Genomic DNA, 21,749 nt, shown 5'->3' with positions numbered 1-21,749 from the left:
AATCGCCTATTGCCGAGGGCAAACGGATGTTTGCCACGGACAAGCAGCCGAAAGGCCCAATCGCACCCACGCCACATTTGGGCGATAGCCGGCTTGCAGACGTTCCTAGAGTTCAGATCAGATTGCCTATGCTTCGTCCGTTCCGCGTTGTTGCGTTTTCCCTTGCCGCGATCGCCACTGGTGGCGGGGCTTTGGCCGATCCGCCCGCGCCACCGCCGCCGGCGAAGCCGAAACAGGTCGTCATCATCTCATTCGACAGTGCCCGCGACATTTCGCAGTGGAAACGCAGCCGGGCACTGGCTGAGCGCACCGGCGCGCACTTCACCTATTTTCTTTCCTGCGTCTTCCTGCTGTCGACGGAGACACGCAAGGAATACACCGCACCCGGCAAAGGCGCCGGCAAATCCAACATCGGCTTTGCCGCCTCGAAGCAGGAAGTCACCGAGCGGCTCGAACAGATCGGGCTTGCCGCGCATGAAGGCCACGACATCGCCAGCCATGGCTGCGGCCATTTCGACGGCAAGGACTGGAGCAAGGCGGACTGGCTGAAAGAGTTCAGTTCGTTCGAGCACATTCTCGAAAACGCCTATGCCATCAACGGCATTGCGCCCGAACCACAGGGCTGGCGCGATTTCGCGCGGCATGCGGTGGTCGGCTTTCGCGCGCCGTATCTGTCGACCAGCAAGGCGCTTTACGAAGCGCTGCCGGCGGCCGGATATAAATTCGATGCCAGCGGCGTCTCGCAAGGCCCTGCCCGACCGACGGCCAGCAACGGCATCATGCACTTTTCCCTGCCTCAGATTCCCGAAGGACCGAAGTCGCGGCCGGTGATTGCCATGGACTACAACCTCTATGTCAGGCATTCCGGCGGCTTCGAGCGGCCAAGCCAAGCGGGCGAGTTCGCCAACCGGACCTATGCTGCCTTCCGCGCCGCCTTCGACAAGCAGTATGCGGGCAAGCGCATTCCGCTGGAACTCGGCTTCCACTTCGCGCTGATGAATGACGGCGCCTACTGGAACGCGCTTGAGCGCTTTGCCGGCGAGGTCTGCGTCAAGGCCGATGTCGAATGCATCAGTTTTCGCGACTATGTTTCGCGCCAGGATGCTGGACAAAGGCAGGTCTCGGTCGGCGGCTGAGCCGCTAACCCGGTTCGATTTCCAACCTCGGTCTTTAGGCCGGATCCTCGGCGCCCTGCCTTGCCAGATAGCGCTGGTCAATTTCAGGCAGCGGCTCGCCTTGCAGCGTCGCTTCGAAAGCACGCAAGCGTTTGTGGACCGATTGCAGCTCGACGATCGTCGACCAGGAGGTGAGCAGAAACTGCAGCGAACCGGTCACCTTGCCGAATGCGTTCGAAATCTGGTTCAGCGCGCCGAACGTTATCTTGTGCGCCACCAGCGAGGGACCGAGGATCAGCAGCGAGAAAATGTTGTCGGCCTGCAGGTAGGTGTAACGGACGACGTTGAAATAGATGTAGTGAAAATAGAGCCTGAAATAATTGTGACGAACATTCTCGAACAGCTCGGCGGTGGTGGCCGGCTGGGCCCGGTCCGCATGATCCTCGCCGTAGACGAGTTCCTTGCGGTAGGCGGCTTCGACACGCTGGTTGCGGAACTGCAGCCCTGGAAGTTTCAGACCGGCAACCATGACCGAGATCGTCCCGAACAGACACCAGGCAAGGGCCGCGACCACCAATGGCTGCGGGATCGCGCCGATAATCGGCAACTCGGTGATATGGGCCTGCAACTGGATCATGACCGGCAGGAATGCGATCAAGGTCATGATCGACTGGACGAAGCTGGAGCCGAGATCTTCCATGATCTGCGAGAACCGCATCGTGTCTTCCTGGATACGCTGCGAGGCACCCTCGATATGGCGCAGCCTGCCCCAGTTCTCGACGAAGTAGTTGTTCATCGCCGTGCGCCAACGGAAGATCCAGTGACTGACGATGAAGGCATTGACCACCTGCACATTCATGCCGACCAGCGCCAGCCACGAAAAATCGGCCAATCCGATATAAAATTCGCTGTTGGTCGACTTTCCAGTCCCCGACATCAGGCCCTGCACATAGTCGAAGAAAGGCCCATACCAGGCGTTGACGGCGACACTGACCTGCACATTGAAATAGATGAAGAACAGGATGACCGCGGTCATGAGGATCGACCAGCGCTGCCATGGATGCGGCGAATACCAGCTCCAGAATGCGTAGAAGACGAGCACGCAGAACGCGAAATAGAGATAAAACCACAGAAATGGCGGCGATATGAGGATGGCGATGCCGATGATGGGCGGCGCGCCAGCCGCGGCGGGCGGTAACCCGAAAACCGCACCTAATTGTTCACCACCGAAGAACCAGAACAGGATCGCCGCAAGGCTCCAGACGGCGGCCGAAGTGAAGAACAGCTTCGGCTGCGGGAAAAAGGATACGAACACTGTGGCGAATTCCTCGATCTAGGCGCAAATCAGCTGACGACAGCGGGCATAAAGTCACACATTAGTGGGAAAGAAAATGCCCGTGCCCGATGCCCCGCACAGCAAGCCCACAATCATGGCGATTTTGGCGCAGCCGACCATGTGATGGCGCCGGAGACGACCAGCACGATTGCGGCGGTGATCGAGGCGAGGAAGAAATCGCCGGACATTTGCGCCAGAAATCCGGCGGCGACCGGACCGATGATCTGGCCAAGGCCGAACGCAGCCGTCATCAGGGCAAAGATCCGGCGCGGCGCCTCTGGCGCCTGCTGCCGGGCGGCTTGCAGGCCAAATGCGGTGATGGCAATGAAGGTGCCGCCGAGCAGCACGCCGGCAAGCAGCGGCCCGGTGGCTCCGCCGATGGCGACGCTGGCGGTGACGCCGGCAACTTCGATGAAGCACGCCAGCGCATAGGCGGCATAGAGGCCGGTCCGGGCTGCGATCTTCTGCCAGAGCCAGACCGAGGGAAAGCCCGCAAGACCGGCGACCATCCACACCATGGCCTCGAAGATGCGGCTGCCGCCGCCTTGCCGAACGATGGCGACCAGGAATGTCGCCGTCACCACATAGCCAAAGCCGAACAGGCCGTAGGCGATGATGACCTTGACCAACGACCGGTCCATCCGCAGTGCCGGCTCGCGGGCGACTTCGCCGTTTCCGAGCGGCCCCTCATTGACCAACAGAGCGACGAGGACGAAACCACAGGCCGAAATCGCCGCCGACCACAGCCAGCCTGCCGCCGAGCCCGAATGCTCGGCGACCAGCACCGCCATCATCGCCGCCGATGCCGCTATGCCGAGCCCGACGCCGCCGAAATGCCAGGCCTGCAGGTCGTTGCGACCGGCAGCCGCGATATGGCTGAACACGATGCTGGCCATGAAAACCATGACGAAGGCGCTGGCCAGACCGGCCAGAAAGCGGATGGCGAGAAAGGCCGCCATCGCTTCGGTCAGCCCCATCAGCGCGGCAAGGACCGCACTGGCGCCAAGCCCCGCCAGCATCAGCAGGCGCTCGCGCCCATGCGCCCAGCCGCCCGCCGCTGCCAACGCGCCGACGAGGTAGCCGAGATAATTGGCCGACGCGATCCAGCCGGCATCGGCAGGCGACAGATGCAGTTCCTGCATCATCCCGGGCAGGATCGGCGTGTAGACGAAACGGCCGATGCCCATGGCAATCGCCATGGCAATCATGCCGGCGAGAGCGAAACGCAGCGCTGTCGAGGTGGCTGATGTCATTGCACTGCACAATAAGTACAGGGATCGCTGAAACAATCGCCATCTGTTGGGCCAGTGCGCACGCGGGACGTGCTCGCCTCGACTTCCTCAAGCCGGAACGCTTGGCACCTGCTCAGCAGCGACCGCCGGCGCATAGTGGAACCGTCTCGTGCACTGTCCGCCGTGCCGTCAGCCTGAACGGCACATCGCCCAGTTCGCGCTCCGACATGGTGTTCAGCACCGGATGCGAAAGCGGATCGATCAGCCATCTCTGCGTTTCGCTGTCCCGGCGCGGCTCATGCGAAGTAGTCGCAGCGAAAAAGACCTTCAGCGACGACGACAATATCCTCAGCATTTCCGGCTCCACAGATCTGTCTCTCCCGAGAAAATCTGCCGTTTCGACATGCCTTTCAATTGAGATTTCAGCCGGATCAGTTTAGAAAAACTCAATGGCCATGCTCAACCGCGTCCATCTCAACGGCCTCCGCGCCGTCGAAACCGTTGCCCGTCTCGGATCGCTGGCGGCGGCGGCCGGTGAGCTCAACGTTTCCGTCAGCGCCGTCAGCCAACAGATCAGCCGTACCGAAAAACAGCTCGGCCAAGCGCTGTTCGAGCGAACGGCGAGCGGTCTGGTGCTGACCGAATTCGGCGCCGTCTTCGCGGCCCGCCTTGGTGCTGGATTTCGTGAGCTTTCACAGGCCGTGGCGCTGGCCGACGAGGCGACGCAATGCACATTGGTGGTTTCGGTGGCGCCGGCCTTTGCCTCGAAGTGGCTGTTGCCCAGGCTATCTCGCCACTTCGACCGGCATCCCAACGTGCTGCTGCGCATCGACGCTTCGGTGCGGCTGGCCAATCTCGATCACTCGGACATCGACATCGCCATCCGGCTTGGCGACGGCAAATGGCCTGGCGGGCGGGCGGAACTGCTCTTGGCGCAGGAAGTCTTCCCGGTCTGCGCGCCGGCGATCGCCAAAAAACTGAAGTCGATCGAGGACCTTGCCCAGACCTGCGCGATCACCGACGAGCGGGCGATGATCAACTGGGAAAGCTGGTTCGAGACAGCCGGCGTTCCACCCGTCACCTTCCTGAAGGGCGCGCGTTTCACAGACCCGATGCTGTGCCTGGAATCGGCAATCGCCGGCCACGGCGTGATGCTGGGCTGGCAATTGCTCGCCGCCGATGCGCTGGCCGATGGGCGGCTGGTGGCGCCGTTCGGAATCCGCGCCCAGAGCGGGCTCGGCTATTGGCTGGTGACCTCGTCCGTCAAGGCGGAAAGCCGCAAGGTCCGGGATTTCAAGCTCTGGATCAGGGAAGAGATCGAGGCAACCATGGCGCGGTTCGGGTCCGCAAACCCAGCACCCGCCGGCGCGATCGCGGTGGAAAGCACCGCGCCGCCGCTCTATGGTAGGTCGGACATCAAACTACGACAGGCAGGATCATGACCACACATTCGCGCGGCGTTTCCGCATCGATCGACCCGGTGAAGCTCGACAGGCTGGCGGAAGTCGCCATCAAGGTCGGGCTGCAATTGCAGCCAGGACAGGATCTGGTGCTGACCTCATCGATCGCGGCACTGCCGTTGACCAGGCGGATCGTCGAGCATGCCTACAAGGCCGGCGCCGGGCTGGTGACGCCGATCTTCAACGATGACGAGATGACGCTGGCCCGCTACCGTTTCGGCGCCGACGCGAGCTTCGACCGCGCCGCCGGCTGGCTTTATGAGGGCATGGCGAAAGCCTTTGCCAACAATGCGGCGCGGCTTGCCGTGCGCGGCGAGGATCCGTCGCTGTTGTCGGCACAGGACCCGGCGAAAGTGGCGCGCGCCAACAAGGCGAATTCGATGGCCTACCAGCCGGCGCTGGAAAAGATCACCGGCTTCGACATCAACTGGAACATCGTCGCCTATCCGGACCTCGCCTGGGCCAAACAGGTCTTCCCCGGCGATGCCGACGATGTTGCGGTCGTGAAGCTCGCCGATGCTATCTTCGCCGCGTCGCGGGTCGATGTTGAGGACCCGATCGGCAATTGGAAGGCGCACAACGCGGCGCTGCGCAGCCGCACCGAATGGCTCAACGGCCATAATTTCCACGCGCTGCACTTCACCGGACCGGGCACCGACCTGACGGTTGGACTGGCGGACGGCCATGAATGGATGGGCGGCGCCTCGACCGCCAAGAACGGCATCACCTGCAACCCCAACATCCCGACCGAGGAGGTCTTCACCACGCCGCACGCAAGGCGGGTCGAGGGTCATGTCTCCTCGACCAAGCCGCTGTCCTACCAGGGCACGCTGATCGACGACATCTCGGTGCGTTTCGAAGGAGGCAGGATCGTCGAGGCCAAGGCCTCGAAGGGCGAGGATGTGTTGAAGAAGGTGCTCGATACAGATGAGGGCGCGCGCCGCCTCGGCGAGGTGGCGCTGGTGCCGCATTCCTCGCCGATCTCGGCGAGCGGGCTGTTGTTCTTCAACACGCTGTTCGACGAGAACGCCGCCTGCCATATCGCGCTCGGCCAGTGCTATTCGAAGTGCTTTGTCGACGGCGCCTCGCTCAGCCAGGACGAGATCGCGGCGCGCGGCGGCAACAAGAGCTTCATCCACATCGACTGGATGATCGGTTCGGACAAGATCGACATCGACGGTGTCCACAAGGACGGCGCCCGCGTGCCTGTCATGCGCAAGGGCGAGTGGGCCTGAGGGTTTCCAGCCAGGAGGTGTGATGGCCTTCAACATCGCGGTCAAGCGTGTCTACGAGCCACCCGCTCCCGATGACGGGCAGCGGGTTCTGGTCGACCGCATCTGGCCACGCGGCGTCAGCAAGGAACACGCCGGGCTGGCGCTGTGGTTGAAGGAGATCGCGCCGAGCGACGAGCTGCGAAAGTGGTTCGGACATGAGCCGGCGCGCTGGGTGGAGTTTCAGGAGCGGTATCGTGCTGAGCTGGACGGGAACGGCGAGGCGGTGGGTGAATTGCGAGGCTTGATCAGCCACGGCAAGGTGACGCTGCTCTATGGCGCGCATGATGAGGCGTATAACAATGCGGTGGCGCTGGCGGGGTATCTCAGCGCAAGCGCTCACAATTAGCCATCGTTAGCCAGACCTTCGTCATCCTCGGGCTTGACCCGAGGATCCATGCCGCGACCTCAGTCGAAAGGCGCAGCGGAGCAGAATCTGCACCGTTGCAACACGGATAGATCACGGCATGGATCCTATGGTCTGCGCTGCGTCGCTCCGCTCCTCGCTTCGCCATAGGATGACGAAGTGAGGTGTATGCGCTGCCCTACTTCACCACCGCCTCATAAACATCAGCCTTGAAGCCCACCAGCACCCGATCCCCAACCTCCAGCACCGGTCGCTTGATCATGGTCGGCTTGGCCAGCATCAGCGCCTTGGCCTTCTTCTCGTCCAGGCTCTGCTTGTCCTTGTCGGCCAGTTCGCGGAACGTGGTGCTACCCTTGTTGAGCAGCTTTTCCCAGCCGACTTTGCCCGCCCAGCCATCCAGCCGCTTGGCGTCCAGCCCCTCTGCCCTGAAATCGTGAAACCGGTAGGCAATTTCATGGCCCTCCAGCCAGACGCGCGCCTTCTTGACCGTGTCGCAGGTGGTGATGCCGTAGATGGTGATCGTCAAAACAGTGGCCCTTCCGATTTCGAATCTGACCGCAGATTAAGGACGCTCTGCGCGCTTTGCCAGCGCTCCCCGGCATGCCTGCGGTTTTGCTCTTGCCAACGCTAAGGAATTTCCCTAAGTGTTTTGACAGTGCCTCAGGACCAACCAATGACAAGCCTTCGGACCACAACTCCGAGCCCTCCGCCGATCGACGGCATCTTTCGCGCACTGTCCGATCCGACGCGGCGACGCGTAGTGGAGCGGCTGAACCGCAGCCCTGCCTCGGTCAGCGAGCTTGCCCAACCGTTCGACATGGCCCTGCCCTCCTTCATCGAACATCTCAAAATCCTCGAAGGTTGCGGGCTGGTGCGCTCGCAAAAGACCGGCCGGGTCAGGACCTATCAACTGGCACCCGAGCCGCTGAAGCTTGCCGAAAACTGGCTGGCCGAACAGCGCACGCTGTGGGAGCGCCGCCTCGACCAGTTCGACGCCTATGTGATGACCCTCCAGGAGACAGAAAAATGATCTATCCCCTCAAGCCGGATCCCCGACTGGACCTCGTGCTGGAGCGCGTCATCGATGCGCCGCCCGAATTGCTGTGGCGCGCCTTGACGACGCCTGAGCATGTCAAGCAATGGTTCACGCCTAGGCCTTGGATGATCACCGACTGCGAGATCGACCTCAGGCCGGCCGGTCTGTTCCGGACGCGCATGCAGTCGCCCGACGGCAATGAGGTCAACGACCGCCATTGCTGCTATCTCGAAATCGTGCCGAACGAGCGACTGGTGTGGACGGATGCACTGCTGCCGGGCTATCGGCCGTCAGGGGAGCCGTTCATCACAGCGGTCATTTCCCTGCAACCGGACGGCAAGGGCACGCGCTACACCGCCACCGCCATCCATCGCGACGAGGCGACCCGCAACAACCATGAAGAGATGGGTTTCTTCGATGGCTGGGGCACGGTGGCCGATCAGCTTGCGCAGTACGTGAAGACCATTTGAGCCTCTCACATGGCGGCCTGGGACATCGTCCCGGCCGCCATGCTTATTTTTCAACCTTCAGCGACGAGACCGAGTTCCCGCAAGCCGATGGTATTTCACGGCCTCAATAATAAAAGCGCTCTTCGGTGATCTTGCCGTTTTTGACCGTGTAGAGGCCAACTTCATCCATGGTGACACGCTCGCCGGTAGCCTTGGGCGTTATGTCGAACTTGAAGCGCACCGCGAACTGGTCTCCGTTGACGTAGGGGCCCTCGACCGAGCCGCCATGCACTTCGTTGTTCTCCTGCCACCACTGGCCCTTCTGCCTGAGCGCCTCCTTGCCATGGGAGATGGCCATCGGCCCCGCCATGGCTTCGAGACTGACTATATCATCGGCGTTGTACTTCTCGGCAGCAGCTTCGTTATCGCCCTGCTTGAGCAGCTCGGTGAAATCCTTGGCAATTTCCGCGATGGTCATTTGTATTCCTCCTGTCAGACGCACTGCAAATGGGGAACAGCTTGCTGGCCTGCCATCGTCGGGCCACGTCGTAGCTGACAAGCCATGTCAGCATGATGGTCCCGCGGACATATGACGATGATTTGGGGCGTCTACATCGCGGGCCGGGCATCGTCCTGGCCCGTCAATTGCCAACGGTAAGGCACCTCGTACCGACCTTCCTGGATGAAGCTCTGGACGAGCGCAAAATCCCGCACTGTCCAACTGATGCGGTCAATCGCCCTTTCGCGAATTTTGGGCACTCCCACTTTGTCACGAAGCAGCGTGACATGCGGTTCAATGGATTTTGTGAGAAAGAGCTTTAACGGGCTATCCGAAATCACCGCTGTGAGGTTTCGCCAGAATTCTTGCAGCGAAGGATTGCCGTCGCTGTTGCGTAAAACAAGCGCGCCACCGCCAAAAGCGCACAAACGATCAAAAGAAACGTCGAATGGTTTTGCGACAATCATCGAGCCTATGTGGTGAGCGAGTTCTACCAACCCCTCCGGCAATCCGTCATGGTCGCCGAGTCCAACAAGCGAGATGTGATTGGCAACTATTTTCCCTTTCAGCCCGAGTTCCTGCCGCCAAGTGGTTGCTTGTAAAGCGATAGGGTCGGCGATGGCGCCTTCCATCAGGTGACAGAAGAACAACCGATCAGTGCGACGACGCCTGCTCCGCTCATGCCAATTGAAAGATGTTTGACCGTTTTCGGCTGTGTTGAATGTGGGCAGTTCGTTCATGTCCTTACTCTTTTTGCGCCACCCATCTCCGCCAAGTCCGAGACTTTAGAACAAAAAGGGAACATTGCAAGCGAAATGAAGCGAGCGTTGGGGCTTTCCGGATCCGCGCCCGCGAGTTCAACGGTCGAAGAAGCCCCTGCTGAGTTGGACTGGAAGCCTACGCCCTCAACCTCGAGGAAATCGTTGATATCCCAATCGGCATATTCGCGATCATTGCCCGACTGCTTGTAGCCGCCGAACGTGCGACGTGTGCTCCGTTTTTGGATACCAATGAAACTAACCTGGTAGCACCGGGCAGTTGGCGCCGCGGCGCAGGCTGATGTGGGCCACGTCGCCGACGCTGAATTGAAAACCCTCGGCCTGGCGCGGCGCGTCGATGACGACAGGTGCGCCTTGCCCGAGTTCGGCATGCAGGCGCAGCGTGCGGCCGTGAAAGACGATGCTGTTGACGCGTGCCGGCGCCGTGCCGGCTGCGGCTTCGGTCGTCGCCAGGAGATCCTCCGGTCGCACGCCGACGGTGCGCATGGCCCCTTCGGTGGGAGCGTCGCCTGTTTCGGAAATGGCTTCCAGCGGCAGAGCGCCGGCGGCGAAACGCAGGCGATCGCCATCGCGGCCGATGAAACGCGATTGCAGCAGGTTCATCGTGCCGATGAAGCTGGCGACGAATGTGGTGGCCGGCCGATCATAGAGGGTGGCCGGCGGCGCGATCTGCTCGATGCGGCCCTTGTTCATGACGACGATGCGGTCGGAGATCGACAGCGCTTCGGTCTGGTCATGGGTGACCATGACGAAGGTGGTGCCGAGCCGCGACTGCAGCCGCTTCAATTCAACCTGCATCTGCTCGCGCAGATGCGCGTCGAGCGCCGATAGCGGCTCATCGAGCAGCAGCACGCGTGGCTCGCAGACGATGGCACGCGCCAGCGCAACACGCTGGCGCTGGCCGCCCGACAGTTCGGAGACGCGAGCGCCGATCTTGTCGGCGAGACCGACCATGTCAAGCGCTTCACCGGTGCGCCTTGCCTGTTCGGCCCCGGACAATTTTCGCAACGACAGGCCGAAGCCGACATTTTCAGCGACGTTCATGTGCGGAAACAGCGCGTAGTCCTGGAACACGGTGTTGACCGGCCGATCGAAGGGCCGCAGCGCTGTAATATCACGGCCGTCGAGCAGCACCTTGCCGCGCGACGGGCTTTCGAAACCGGCTATCACGCGCAGGCTGGTGGTCTTGCCGCAGCCCGACGGCCCAAGCAGGGTGATGAACTCGCCGCTGACAATGTCGAGATCGACGGCGTCGAGCCCGACGATGCCGCCGGGAAAGATTTTTGAAACCGTTTGCAGCCGGACGAGTGGATCAGGCGCCATCGCGAACCTCGGACGGCTTGGTGGTGTTGACCCAGAGGATCTGGCAGCGCTCGGCGCCGGGATTGCGGAAGGCATGCAAAAGCGTGCTCTTGAACGCAAAACTGTCGCCGGCCTTCAGCACATAATTTGTCGAATCCACCACCAGTTCGACTTCGCCGGCCAGCACGAAGCCGAACTCATGGCCGGCATGGGCGTAAGCTTCGGCGGTGCCGCCGCGGGCTTCCACCGTCACCAGCATGCCGGTCAGCGTCGCGCCCGGCGGTGACAGCAGCGCCTTGGCAATGCCTTCCGATTTGACCGGGATTTGCCGCCGCTTGTCGGCACGCACGCAATAGAGATCGTTGACGGCATCGTTGCCGTCGGCGATCAGCGCCGACGGCTCGATGTCGAGGGCGGCGGCGAGCGGCCAGATCACCTTGACGCGCAGCGAGGACATGCCGCGCTCGATCTGGCTCAATGCACCGATCGACACGCCGGCTTTTGCCGCAAGATCGGCCAGCGACAGGCTGCGCTCCAGCCGCAGCGCCCGCACGCGCCGGCCGACCCGCACATCGGCATCGTCCTTCGGCTTCTCAGCCGCTTCATCCAGAACATCCATCGGTCGGTCCTTGTTGCGGTCTCTGGGGCCAGCGCCTGACAAAGGCCTGCCTCGGGATTGAATTCGCACTTTTACCAGGCGTCGGCGCCGCCCCTCATCCGCCTGCCAGCCCCCTTCTCCCCGTATAGTGACGGGGAGAAGGGGGCTGGCCGCGACCTTGGCGCCTTTTTTGCGACGCAGGTGACTAGCGAAACCGGCGATGAGAGCGCCCCTCTCCCCGTCACTATACGGGGAGAGGATGCCGGCAGGCAGGTGAGGCGTAAACTTCAACAATAGTCGTCCAATCGCCCAATACAGCCGAAGCTCACCCGCCTGCCTTGACCTTTTCGAACATCTTGGCGAGGTCGTCATTCTGTTTCATCGGTCCGGTGAAGATGGTGGTCTTCAGCATCACCTCCGGATCCGACGGCAGCTGCAATTTCTCCAGCTCCTCCTTCGGCACGGTGGCAAAAGCGGAGTTCAGCGAACTGCCATAGCCATAGGCCTCGATCAGGTATTTGCCGGAGTCGGCTTCCAGCCGGCTGTTGATGAAGTCATAGGCGAGGTCGACATTCTTGGCGTCCTTGAGCATGACAAAGCCGCAGGCCCAGGTCAGCATGCCCTCCTTCGGCTTCATGAACTCGACCGGCACGCCCTGCTTCTTGAGCGAGGTGGCCGACGCGTTCCAGGTCATGGCGGCGACCAATTGGCCGCTGGCCAGCGCCTGTTCGACCGAGGTCATGTCGGTGGTGTAGTTGGAGAGCAGCGGGCGCTGTTCGCGCAGCTTCTCGGCCACCTTGTCCATTTGCTCCGGCGTCATGTCGAACGGATTGACGCCGGCGAGCAGCGCCGCCACGACAGGCGTGTCATGCACCGCGTCGATCGTCGCCATGCGGCCGGCATACTGCTTGTCCCACAGAAGGTTCCAGCTCGCTTCCGGGTTCTTCACCAGATCGGTGCGGTAAAGGATCGAGGTGTTGCCCCAGTCCCACGGCACCATCCAGACCTTGCCGTCGCCGGCCTGCAGGTCGGGCAGGTTCTTGAACACCGGGAAAATCGAATCCCAGTTCTTGATCCGCTTGGTGTCGATCGGCTGCAGCAGGCCTTCCTTGTTCCAGCGCGCCACCTTGTCATAACAGGGATGCGCGATGTCGGGGCGGAAGCCGGCCTTGACCTTGGTGAAGGCGTCATCGTCGTCACCGAAGATCGAGGCCTCGACGCCATCGGGATGCGCAGCCAGGAAGCTCTTGTTGAAATCGGGCAGTTCGTAGCCCGACCAGGTGAAATATTGCAGCTTGTCGCCGGCAAAAGCGACGGTCGACGACAGCGCCAGCGCGAACGCCGTCAATCCAGCGCAAACAGTCTTTGCAGAGATCGATTTCAGGTCGAATGCCATTGCAGTTCTCCTCTCTTGGTTTGTTTTGGTTGTGATGGATCCGCGGGCTTTGGCGCCGTGGCGGACAAGCCGCGATGGCGCAGGATTTCGGCTGCTGCAGCGATGACGAAGGACACAGCCAGGATCGACGTGCCCAGCGCCATGACCGTCGGCAGCGATTTTGGAAAACGCAGCTGGCTCCAGATGTAGAGCGGCAGCGTCGGCTCGGTGCCGGCCAGGAAGAAGACGACGATGAATTCGTCGAAGGAGATCAGGAAGGCCAGCATGAAGGCCGAAACGATGGCCGGCAGGCTGAGCGGCAGCATGACCCGCCGGAAGGTCGTCCAGTCGGAGGCGCCGAGATCGAGCGCCGCCTCGCGAATGGTTTTCGGGATGGCGGCGAAGCGGCTGCGCATGATCACCACGGTCGTCGGCAGCGCCACCAATATGTGGCCGAGAACGATGGCGATGCGCGATGGCCCCAGACCGATGAGGTTGATGAGGATCAGCAGCGATATACCGACGATGACGCCGGGGATCAGGATCGGCAGCCGGGCGATGGCGCTGATGGTGGCGGCCAGCGGCGAGCGGCCGTAGAGGTCCATGTAGGATACTGTGATGCCGCACAGCGTCGCACCCGTGGCGGCGATGGCGCCGATGACGAGGCTGTTCAACAGCGCACCGGTCAGCGCCGAATTACCGAACAAAGTCGCGTACCATTGCAAGGTAAAGCCTTGCAGGGGAAACGCTGCCTGGATCGAGTTGTTGAAGGAAAACAGCGGGATCAGCAGGACCGGCAGATAGAGAAAGACCAGATAGGCGACGACGTAGACGCCGAGCCAGCGGCCGCCTCCCTGCGTGCGTGCAGCGCTCATGTGCGGCTGCCAAATCTGCGGTCGGCGAAACGCGCGACCAGCACCACGCACAGGATGACCAGCATGACGGCGACGGAGAGTGCGGCGCCAAACGGCCAGTCATTGGCCTTGCCGAATTGCGCCTGGATCAGCGTACCGATCATCGTGCTGGCCGGACCGCCGACGAGAGCCGGCGTGACATAGTCGCCGACCGTCGGCACGAAGACGACAAGGGCTGCCGCCAGCACGCCCGGCATCGAATTGGGCAGCACGACACGGCGGAAAGAGGTGAAGGGCCGCGCGCCGAGATCGGAAGCGGCCTCGATCAGCGATTTCGGGATGGTGTCCAGCGCCACGTAGATCGGCAGGATGGCGAAAGGCGCGTAGGCGTGCGCCAGCGTGACGACGACGGCGGCCGGCGTGTTGAGAAAGGCCAATGTCGGCTCGGACCAGATTCCGCTTTCGATCAGCGCCGAGTTCAAAACGCCATTGTAGGCGAGCACGATCTTCCAGGCGAAGACGCGCAGGAGATAGCTGGTCCAGAATGGCAGCGTCACCAGAAACAGCAGCAGGCCGCGCCGCCGGCCGGCGTGGAAGGCAAGATAGTAGGCGACGGGATAGGCGGTGACGACGGTCGCCAGCGTGACCAGAGCGGCAATGATCAGCGAACGCAGCGTCACCGTCCAGTACAGCGGATCGGACACCACGGTGACAAAATTCGCCACGGTGAAGCCGGCGCCGAGCAGCGAACCGTCATTGTTGCGGAAGGCGAGGAAAAGCACGAGGCCGAGGGCAAACAGGATCAGCAGGAAAGTGACCAGAGCGCCCGGCAGCAGCATGGCGACCCGGAAGCCCTGAGAAGACCGGGCCTCTGGCGCTGACGTTGCAACTAGGGTCGACATCGACCTGCCTATCGGAATTTGAAATTGGCTTAGAGTTTTTCATATCCATGAAACTGTCAAGCGGAATCCCAAACGGAAACCCATCGACAGGAATTGCTTTGGTCAGCGCTCCAACGCATCGAGCAGCCGGTACCAGGCGATGGTCGCGGCGACGCCGACTTGGCGGAAGGCGTGAAACGGGATCGGTCGGATCGGCGAGACCGGGAAGGGCAAATGCCTGGCGTCGCCGCTTTGGAGATAGCCGGCGATGCGCTCGCCAAGAGCGGTCATCAGGCCGACACCACGACCCTGGCAGCCGACCACGGCCAGCAGGCCCTGCTCCGGCTCGTGGATGTGCGGCAGATGGTCCGGCGTCATCGCCACGCGGCCGAACCAGCGCTTCTCGATGGCGATGCCGGACAGCATGGGATAGAGCCGCCGCAGCGCCCGCTCGAGATGCGCCCAGTCGCTGGCGCTCGTCGGCAGCGCCGTGCGACCCCGCCCGCCAAGCACCAGCCGGCCGTCGGCGCTCTTGCGGTAGTAGACGAGGATGCGCCTGGAGTCCGACACCGCCTGCCCTTCCGGCAGGATCGGGGCCGCCTGATTGGGCGGCAATGGCGCTGTGGCGATCTGGAAGGAATGCAACGGCACGATCGTCTCGGCGAGACCGGGGATCAGACCGTCCGTATAGGCATTGGTCGCCAGCACGACCGCCTTTGCCTGCAATTGCACCCCGTTCTCGGTTGAGATCCGCCAAACGCCGGCGCTCTTCTCCAACCGGACCACCTTCTGGTGTTCGGCGATTTTCGCGCCCGCAGCCGCGGCAATTCGTGCTAGTTCCGACGTGTAAGCAAGCGGATCGATGACACCGGCGCGGCGATCGAGCCAGCCGCCGAGATAGCCCTGCGCACCGGTCTTGGCCGCGATCTCCGCTGCGTTCAGCAACTGGACATCCGCGCCCCGTGCCCGCCATTGCCGGTCACGGTTTCCCGCCGCCTTCAGCGCGGCCTCGGTGTGCGCCGCCTGGATCCAGCCATTGCGAACGAACGGCACCGCCAGCTTCTCGTCGCGGATCAGCTCGAACACCGCATCGGCGGTCGATGCCGCAAAATTGACAAGCGCCTCGCCGCGCTCAAGGCCAAAATGCTCCAGCAGCCATTCCGGATCGTATTTCAGGCCGGGAATGACCTGGCCGCCATTCAAGCCTGATGCGCCCTGGCCGATCTCGCCGGCGTCCAGCACCTGCACCGACAGGCCAAGCCGGGCGGCATGCAAGGCGGTCGATAAGCCCATGATGCCACCGCCAACAATGGCGAGATCGACACGTTCGCCATTGGGAAGCGATTGAAACGTGGAAGCTGCCTGTGGCTTGCGCCAGATCGGATCGGAGAATGCTGTCGCCAAGGGTCACCTGAATGCGCTGCGATTGGTGAAAATCCTAGTCAGAATTTCACATTTTTGAAAGAGCACTCCGGCTTTCGGCTGGGGACGGCCGCCGAGGCGATCGGAGACCCAGCGTTCGTATCGCCTCGGCGGGATAGACCTTTGACGGGAATCCGGTGAAAGTGCCGCGCCGATCCGGCCACCCACATTGACGATCACTTCGCCACATTGTCGATCACTCAGAGGACAGAGCGCTATGACGAACCCGACCCACCTGCCCACCGAGGGCCTTTTTGTCGGACGCGCCAGAGGTAGCGATGCCGCATATCCGCTGGTCGTCACGGTGCGCGATGGCACGGTCTTCGACATCACCTCGCGTGCGGCACCAACCATGCGAGACCTTTGCGAGATGGCTGACCCCGCTGGGCATGTCCGCTCGGCCGAGGGCAGACCGATCGGATCGCTCGATGACATCGCCGCCAACAGTTTTGAGACCGGGCGCGATCCAGCAAAACCCTACCTGCTCTCACCGGTCGACCTGCAGGCGGTCAAGGCATCGGGCGTTACCTTCGTCGTCAGCCTGCTGGAACGGGTGATCGAGGAACAGGCGCGCGGTTCGGCTGAAAAAGCCGATGCCATCCGCGCCGACATCGCAGGACTGATCGGCCACGATCTGTCGAAGCTGAAGCCCGGTTCGCCCGAAGCGATGGAGATCAAGGCCAAGCTGATTTCGCGCGGCGCCTGGTCGCAATATCTGGAAGTGGGCATCGGCCCCGATGCCGAGATCTTCACCAAGTGCCAGCCGATGGCCTCGGTGGGCTTCGGCGCCGATGTCGGGCTGCACCCGGTGTCGACCTGGAACAATCCGGAACCCGAGATCGCCATGATCGCCGCCTCCAGCGGCAGGATCGTCGGCGCCACCATCGGCAATGACGTCAATCTGCGCGACGTCGAAGGGCGTTCGGCGCTGCTGCTCGGCAAGGCCAAGGACAACAATGCCTCGGCCTCGCTCGGCCCCTTCATCCGCCTGTTCGACGACAAATTCTCCATCGATGACGTCAAGCGCGCCGTCGTGCGCCTGAAAGTCGAGGGCGAGGACGGGTTCTCGTTGGAGGGCGCAAGCTCGATGGCCGAGATCAGCCGCTCGCCGGAGGAACTGGTCGCCGCGGCCATAGGGCCGCACCACCAGTATCCGGACGGGCTGGCGCTCTATCTCGGCACCATGTTCGTTCCGTCCAAGGATCGCGGCGAGAAGGGCAAGGGGTTTACCCACAAGGTCGGCGACATCGTCACCATCTCGTCGGAGAAATTCGGTGCGCTGGTCAACCGGGTGCGGCTCTCGCCCGACTGCCCGCACTGGACCTATGGCGCCAGCCATCTGATGCGGGAGCTAGCCAGAGCCGATCTGATCTAGCAACTGGTATCGTCGACGCCCTGCCAGAGCGCTACGGACCTGGTCCCGTGGCGTGTATGGTCGCAAGAGTGCCCCTTGTCGGCGCAGGCCGCGTTCGCGCGACCCGAAACAATCACACCAATTATCCGACAGTCGGAAAATCACCTCAACTGATGCAATCTGATGGGACCGCTGATGACGACCCGTCAGGCGCCCACTACACCTGCAGATGGAGGCTTGGCAGATGGAGGCTTGCCATCCGTCGAAAAAGGGGATGCTCTGACGCCTTCAATCGGCACTGGCAAAAGACGCGGAACAAGGGACGGATTTTGAACTGACCATCTACAAACGGGAGGAAATCAAATGCTGACACGGCTAAGACTCGTTCTATACGGCCTGTTGGTGGCGCTGATGGTGATACCAGCAGCGGCACAGGCCAAGACGTTCTACTGGATTTCGCATGGCGGCCCGGCCGATCCGGTCTGGACCTACTTCCTGGCCGGCGCCAAGCAATGGGCCAAGGATACCGGCAACACGGTCAACACCTCGTTCCACAATGGCGATGTCGCCTCGCAGCAGGAAGCGGTTCGCGCCGCCCTCTCCGCCAAGGCCGATGGTATCGTCACCACGAGCCCTGATCCGGGCAGCCTGATCGAGATCGTCAAGGAAGCGCGTGCGGCGAAAGTGCCGATCATCAATTTCAACACGCCCGACCCTAAAGCCGACTTCAACGCCTATGTCGGCGGCGACAATGTCACCTTCGGCAAGCATTGGGCACAGTATCTGGTCGACAAAGGCCTGGTGAAGAAGGGCGACTTCGTCTGGATGCCGGTCGAGATCCCCGGTGCCACCTATGGCGTGCAGGAAGAAGAAGGCATCAAGAGCGTCTTCGAGCCGCTCGGCATCACCTATGAAATCACCGAAGCGACGCTCGACCAGGCTGAAGTGATCAACCGCATGGTCGACTACCTCACTGCCAACAAGGCCAAGGTCAAGGCGATCATCGGCCTGGGCGATCTCGTCACCGGCTCGATCAAGCGGGTGTTCGACCAGGTCGGCATCAAGCCGGGCGAAATCCCGGTTGTCGGCTGGGGCAACTCGCTCGACACCACCCAGGAAGTGCTGAACGGCTACGTCAATGCCGGCCAGTGGCAGGACCCGCAGGCGACCAGCTATGTCGCGCTTTCGCTGGCCAATATGGCCGCCGGCGGAATTCCTCCGGGCTTCAACGTCATCACCGGCGCGCTCTACGAAAAGGACACCGCGCAGATCTACGACGATATCCTGTCCGGCAAGTAACATCCAATCTCAACAGTCGCGGCCGCCCAACGGTCGCGACTGGCTCTCCATTTCGCCGAGCCCTTCGCACGCGATGTGCAACGCTCAGCCTTCCACTCATGTCGCGGATTGCCTGTGGAAAATCATTCGCTCGTCCAACGCCTGATCGCACGGCCGGAATTCGGCCCTTTCGTGCTGCTCGTCGTCGAGATCGCCGTTTTCTGGAGTTTCAACCACGACTTCCTGTCGCCGCAGAACATCTCCAACACGCTGGCCTTCACGGTCGAGCTCGGCCTGATCGCGCTGGCGATGACGCTGTTGATGACGTCGGGCGAGTTCGACCTCTCGGTCGGTTCCCTGTTCGGCTTCTCGCCGGTCTTGATGTGGACCCTGTTCAACAGCGGCCTGACCTCCCTTGAGGTCGGCTTTGTCGCCGCGCTGCTGGTCGCCGCCTGCATCGGGCTGGTCAATGGCTGGTTCGTGACGCAGCTCAAGATCCCGTCCTTCCTGGTGACGCTCGGCATGCTGCTTGTGGTGCGCGGCACCGCCCTTTTCGTCACCGACGGTTTTCCGCAGCGCACCTGGAGTGCGGAGGGCAACTGGCTGGCCGAAGCGCTGGTCGGCGATTTCTTCATCGGACCGTTCCGCATCTACATGTCGCTGTTCTGGTTCATCGCCGCGGCGATCGCGCTCGGCTATGTGCTGACGCAAAGCCGCACCGGCAACTGGATCCAGGCGGCCGGCGGCAACCCGAGTGCTGCAAGGGCGCGCGGCGTCAATGTCAGCGGCGTCAAGATCGGCCTGTTCGTGCTGTCGTCGGTCATGGCTTCGCTTGCCGGCGTCATCTCGTCGCTGCGCACCTCGGCGGCCAACCCCAACAGCGGCACCGGCTATGAACTGGAAGTCATCGCCATGGTGGTGATCGGCGGAACCGCGCTGACCGGCGGGCGCGGCACGATCATCGGCACCGTGCTCGGCATCCTGATCCTGCGCGTGATGCGCAACGGCATCGTGCTGATCGGCGTGCCCGGCCTTGCCTACAACATCTTCATCGGCGCTATCATCCTTGGCATGATGGCGCTGCATTCATGGCTGGAACGCCGGCATCAGGCAGGGACTTGAACCATGGCCGAGCCACTGATCCGCATGACGAACATCCGCAAGTCCTACGGCCGCGTGCAGGCGCTGGAGGATGCCAATTTCCACGTCAATGAACGGGAGATCGTCGGCTTGCTCGGCGACAATGGCGCCGGCAAGTCGACGCTGATCAAGGTGCTCTCGGGTGCCGTTCCGCTGACCAGCGGCGATATCTTCATCCGCGGCAAGAAGGTAAGCCTGCGCAGCACCAGCGACGCCATCGCCCACGGCATCGAGACCATCTACCAGGACTCGGCGCTGGTCACGCAATTGTCGATCGCCCGCAATCTGTTCCTCGGCCGCGAGCCGATCAAGCCGCCGCGCTTTCTCAACCGGATGGACCAGGACGCGATGAACACGGTTGCCCGCGACTTGCTCAAGCAGGTCGGCATCTCGAAGAACATCCCGCCGACGACGCCGATCGGCTCGCTCTCCGGCGGCGAGCGCCAGGCGGTGGCGATCGCGCGCGCCATGCATTTCGACAGCGACCTGATCATTCTCGACGAGCCGACCAACAATCTCGGCGTCGCCGAAACACAGGGTGTGCTGAGCTTCGTGCGCAGCGCCCGCGATTCCGGCCATTCCTGCATTTTCATCGCCCACAATATCCACCATGTCTTCCAGGTGGTCGACCGCATCGTCGTGATGCGCCGGGGCAAGGTGGTTGCTGACGACATAGACCCCAAGAAGACCAGCGTAGCGGAGGTCGAACGGATCATCACCGGCATGTCGGACAAGGAGATCCGCGATGCCATCGCCGATGGCAAGCCATCGCACTGAGAATGGTGATGGGCAGCAATCACCCGTCACGTCAGATCGCATCGCTTGTCTGACGCGCCATCGCATGGCGAACAGGATTGCAGCATGAAAGCCACAGTCTCGGATACCGCACGCAACTGCGGGCTGTGGGTTACGGCATGAAAGCCACTGTCTCCGATATCGCTCGTAGCTGCGGGCTATCGACCGCAACGGTCGACCGGGTGCTCAACAACCGGCCGGGTGCGAGTGCGGCCAACCGCCAGCGCGTCATGGAGGCGGCCAAGCAAGTCGGCTATCTGCCGGTCGCCGATCAGGTGACGCTACCCTCGCGGCCCGCCCACCTTGAATTCCTGCTGCCGATCGGCAGCAATGCCTTCATGCGCGATCTCGCCGGGCACATTGAGGACTACGCGGCGCGCCTGCCGCTTGTTGCCTCGTGCCGGATCCATAACCTCGCCGGTATCTCGCCGAACGCGCTGCAGAGCGCTGTCGAAAACCTTTCGCTCAGGGCCAATGGCGTCGGTGTCATCGCCGTCGATCATCCGCGTACGCGCAACATCCTGCGCGACATCGTCGATGCCGGCATGCGCCTGGTGACGCTGGTGTCCGATGTTCCGGCGGCACCGCGCGCGGCCTATGTCGGCATCGACAACCGGGTGGCGGGACGAACGGCGGCGCTGCTGATGGGACGCTTCCTTGGCGGCCGCATCGGTCATCTGGCGATGGTCGTCGGCTCACGTTCCTATCGCGGCCACGAGGAACGCGAAATGGGTTTCCGCTCGGTGCTCAGTGAGGAGTTTCCCAATCTGACCGTCAGCACCGCCGTCGAGGTCAACGACGAGCCCGATGCCAGCTACACCGAGACCATGAAGGCGCTGCACGACGAGCCGGAGCTGCTCGGCATCTATTGCGTCGGAGCTGGACATTCGGGCGTTGCAAAGGCGATCCGCGAGGCCAGGCCGAACCGCAAGCCGGTGTTCATCTGCCACGACTTGACCAAGGACACGCGTGGTCATCTCGTCGACGACCTGCTCGATGTCGTCATCGACCAGAATGCCAGGCTGATCGCGGAACAGTCGGTCATTCGCCTGCTCGGCTCGATTGCCTCCTCGGCACCCTATCTGACGCGCAAGTTCATCGAACCGCGCTTGATCTTCAGGGAAAACGTCCCCGTGCAGTAATGCGAAATGGCTTGGCTAAACCGGGTTTCCGGATTTGTACGATAATTGGCACGGCAAATCTGCA

General features: G+C 62.2%; 23 protein-coding genes. 11 read left to right on the top strand and 12 right to left on the bottom strand.

Features of this window, described 5'->3' with window-relative positions:
- The first annotated feature begins 128 nt into the window (after positions 1-128).
- Positions 129-1,136 carry a polysaccharide deacetylase family protein gene (locus tag NKH52_RS12830; protein WP_352734634.1) on the top strand — a complete coding sequence of 336 codons (1,008 nt, stop codon included), beginning with the start codon at positions 129-131 and terminating at the stop codon, positions 1,134-1,136.
- 34 nt (positions 1,137-1,170) lie between these two features.
- On the opposite strand, the gene sbmA is transcribed toward NKH52_RS12830, so the two are convergent.
- From sbmA to NKH52_RS12815, 3 genes are all read right to left on the bottom strand, one after another.
- On the bottom strand, positions 1,171-2,430 hold the full coding sequence (gene sbmA / locus NKH52_RS12825; RefSeq protein WP_352734636.1) for a peptide antibiotic transporter SbmA: 1,260 nt from the start codon (positions 2,428-2,430) through the stop codon (positions 1,171-1,173).
- A 113-nt stretch (positions 2,431-2,543) separates the two neighbouring features.
- Positions 2,544-3,704 carry a YbfB/YjiJ family MFS transporter gene (locus NKH52_RS12820; RefSeq protein ID WP_352734638.1) on the bottom strand — a complete coding sequence of 387 codons (1,161 nt, stop codon included), beginning with the start codon at positions 3,702-3,704 and terminating at the stop codon, positions 2,544-2,546.
- A gap of 112 nt (positions 3,705-3,816) precedes the next feature.
- Complete coding sequence (locus tag NKH52_RS12815) at positions 3,817-4,038, bottom strand: hypothetical protein (RefSeq protein WP_352734640.1); 222 nt, start codon at positions 4,036-4,038, stop codon at positions 3,817-3,819.
- Positions 4,039-4,132: 94 nt separating this feature from the next.
- On the opposite strand from NKH52_RS12815, the gene NKH52_RS12810 reads away from it, so the two are divergent.
- Genes NKH52_RS12810 through NKH52_RS12800 form a run of 3 tightly spaced genes read left to right on the top strand, consistent with a single transcriptional unit; the run spans position 4,133 to position 6,763 of the window.
- Complete coding sequence (locus NKH52_RS12810; protein WP_352734642.1) at positions 4,133-5,125, top strand: LysR substrate-binding domain-containing protein; 993 nt, start codon at positions 4,133-4,135, stop codon at positions 5,123-5,125.
- Positions 5,122-6,378 (top strand): aminopeptidase, encoded by a 1,257-nt coding sequence (locus tag NKH52_RS12805; protein WP_352734644.1) that lies wholly within the window; start codon positions 5,122-5,124, stop codon positions 6,376-6,378. Before NKH52_RS12810 ends, NKH52_RS12805 begins: the two co-directional genes overlap by 4 nt.
- Positions 6,379-6,400: 22 nt before the next feature.
- Positions 6,401-6,763: a DUF488 domain-containing protein gene (locus NKH52_RS12800; RefSeq protein WP_352734646.1), complete on the top strand. Its 363-nt coding sequence runs from the start codon at positions 6,401-6,403 to the stop codon at positions 6,761-6,763.
- Between the two features lie 196 nt (positions 6,764-6,959).
- On the opposite strand, the gene NKH52_RS12795 is transcribed toward NKH52_RS12800, so the two are convergent.
- Positions 6,960-7,307, bottom strand: coding sequence for an ArsC family reductase (locus tag NKH52_RS12795; protein ID WP_352734648.1), 348 nt, complete (start codon positions 7,305-7,307; stop codon positions 6,960-6,962).
- A 147-nt stretch (positions 7,308-7,454) separates the two neighbouring features.
- Between NKH52_RS12795 and NKH52_RS12790 the strand changes: the two genes are divergently transcribed.
- Positions 7,455-7,811, top strand: a complete 357-nt coding sequence (locus NKH52_RS12790) for an ArsR/SmtB family transcription factor (RefSeq protein ID WP_352734650.1) — start codon at positions 7,455-7,457, stop codon at positions 7,809-7,811.
- Entirely contained in the window at positions 7,808-8,287 is a 480-nt protein-coding gene (locus tag NKH52_RS12785) for an SRPBCC family protein (RefSeq protein ID WP_352734652.1), read from the top strand. Before NKH52_RS12790 ends, NKH52_RS12785 begins: the two co-directional genes overlap by 4 nt.
- Before the next feature lie 103 nt (positions 8,288-8,390).
- Here the strand turns inward: NKH52_RS12785 and NKH52_RS12780 are convergent, their stop codons facing one another.
- The 8 genes from NKH52_RS12780 to NKH52_RS12745 form a co-directional block, all read right to left on the bottom strand.
- Positions 8,391-8,744 carry a nuclear transport factor 2 family protein gene (locus tag NKH52_RS12780; protein WP_127261632.1) on the bottom strand — a complete coding sequence of 118 codons (354 nt, stop codon included), beginning with the start codon at positions 8,742-8,744 and terminating at the stop codon, positions 8,391-8,393.
- Between the two features lie 131 nt (positions 8,745-8,875).
- Complete coding sequence (locus NKH52_RS12775) at positions 8,876-9,505, bottom strand: 2'-5' RNA ligase family protein (protein ID WP_352674083.1); 630 nt, start codon at positions 9,503-9,505, stop codon at positions 8,876-8,878.
- A gap of 276 nt (positions 9,506-9,781) precedes the next feature.
- A complete protein-coding gene (locus NKH52_RS12770) occupies positions 9,782-10,867 on the bottom strand; it encodes an ABC transporter ATP-binding protein (protein ID WP_352734654.1) in 1,086 nt (361 codons plus the stop codon).
- Complete coding sequence (locus NKH52_RS12765; RefSeq protein ID WP_352734656.1) at positions 10,857-11,465, bottom strand: cupin domain-containing protein; 609 nt, start codon at positions 11,463-11,465, stop codon at positions 10,857-10,859. The genes NKH52_RS12770 and NKH52_RS12765 overlap by 11 nt, the downstream gene beginning before the upstream one ends.
- Positions 11,466-11,769: 304 nt before the next feature.
- Positions 11,770-12,840, bottom strand: a complete 1,071-nt coding sequence (locus tag NKH52_RS12760) for an ABC transporter substrate-binding protein (protein ID WP_352734658.1) — start codon at positions 12,838-12,840, stop codon at positions 11,770-11,772.
- Positions 12,825-13,694, bottom strand: coding sequence for an ABC transporter permease (locus NKH52_RS12755; protein WP_352734660.1), 870 nt, complete (start codon positions 13,692-13,694; stop codon positions 12,825-12,827). The genes NKH52_RS12760 and NKH52_RS12755 overlap by 16 nt, the downstream gene beginning before the upstream one ends.
- Positions 13,691-14,575: an ABC transporter permease gene (locus NKH52_RS12750; RefSeq protein WP_352734661.1), complete on the bottom strand. Its 885-nt coding sequence runs from the start codon at positions 14,573-14,575 to the stop codon at positions 13,691-13,693. Before NKH52_RS12750 ends, NKH52_RS12755 begins: the two co-directional genes overlap by 4 nt.
- A 102-nt stretch (positions 14,576-14,677) precedes the next feature.
- The gene (locus NKH52_RS12745) at positions 14,678-15,958 is read right to left on the bottom strand and encodes an NAD(P)/FAD-dependent oxidoreductase (RefSeq protein WP_352734663.1); all 1,281 of its coding nucleotides are present in this window, start codon (positions 15,956-15,958) and stop codon (positions 14,678-14,680) included.
- 235 nt (positions 15,959-16,193) lie between these two features.
- On the opposite strand from NKH52_RS12745, the gene NKH52_RS12740 reads away from it, so the two are divergent.
- From NKH52_RS12740 to NKH52_RS12720, 5 genes are all read left to right on the top strand, one after another.
- Complete coding sequence (locus NKH52_RS12740) at positions 16,194-17,351, top strand: fumarylacetoacetate hydrolase family protein (protein ID WP_352736756.1); 1,158 nt, start codon at positions 16,194-16,196, stop codon at positions 17,349-17,351.
- 342 nt (positions 17,352-17,693) lie between these two features.
- Positions 17,694-18,629 (top strand): substrate-binding domain-containing protein, encoded by a 936-nt coding sequence (locus NKH52_RS12735; RefSeq protein WP_023808703.1) that lies wholly within the window; start codon positions 17,694-17,696, stop codon positions 18,627-18,629.
- A gap of 114 nt (positions 18,630-18,743) precedes the next feature.
- Entirely contained in the window at positions 18,744-19,730 is a 987-nt protein-coding gene (locus tag NKH52_RS12730; protein ID WP_352736758.1) for an ABC transporter permease, read from the top strand.
- Between the two features lie 3 nt (positions 19,731-19,733).
- The gene (locus NKH52_RS12725; protein ID WP_127328463.1) at positions 19,734-20,525 is read left to right on the top strand and encodes an ATP-binding cassette domain-containing protein; all 792 of its coding nucleotides are present in this window, start codon (positions 19,734-19,736) and stop codon (positions 20,523-20,525) included.
- Between the two features lie 137 nt (positions 20,526-20,662).
- Entirely contained in the window at positions 20,663-21,685 is a 1,023-nt protein-coding gene (locus NKH52_RS12720; protein ID WP_352736761.1) for a LacI family DNA-binding transcriptional regulator, read from the top strand.
- Positions 21,686-21,749 lie beyond the last annotated feature (64 nt).

The organism is Mesorhizobium sp. M1066 (assembly GCF_040318635.1).
Classification (GTDB): Bacteria; Pseudomonadota; Alphaproteobacteria; order Rhizobiales; family Rhizobiaceae; genus Mesorhizobium.
This window is presented reverse-complemented; position numbering and strand designations above follow the sequence as displayed.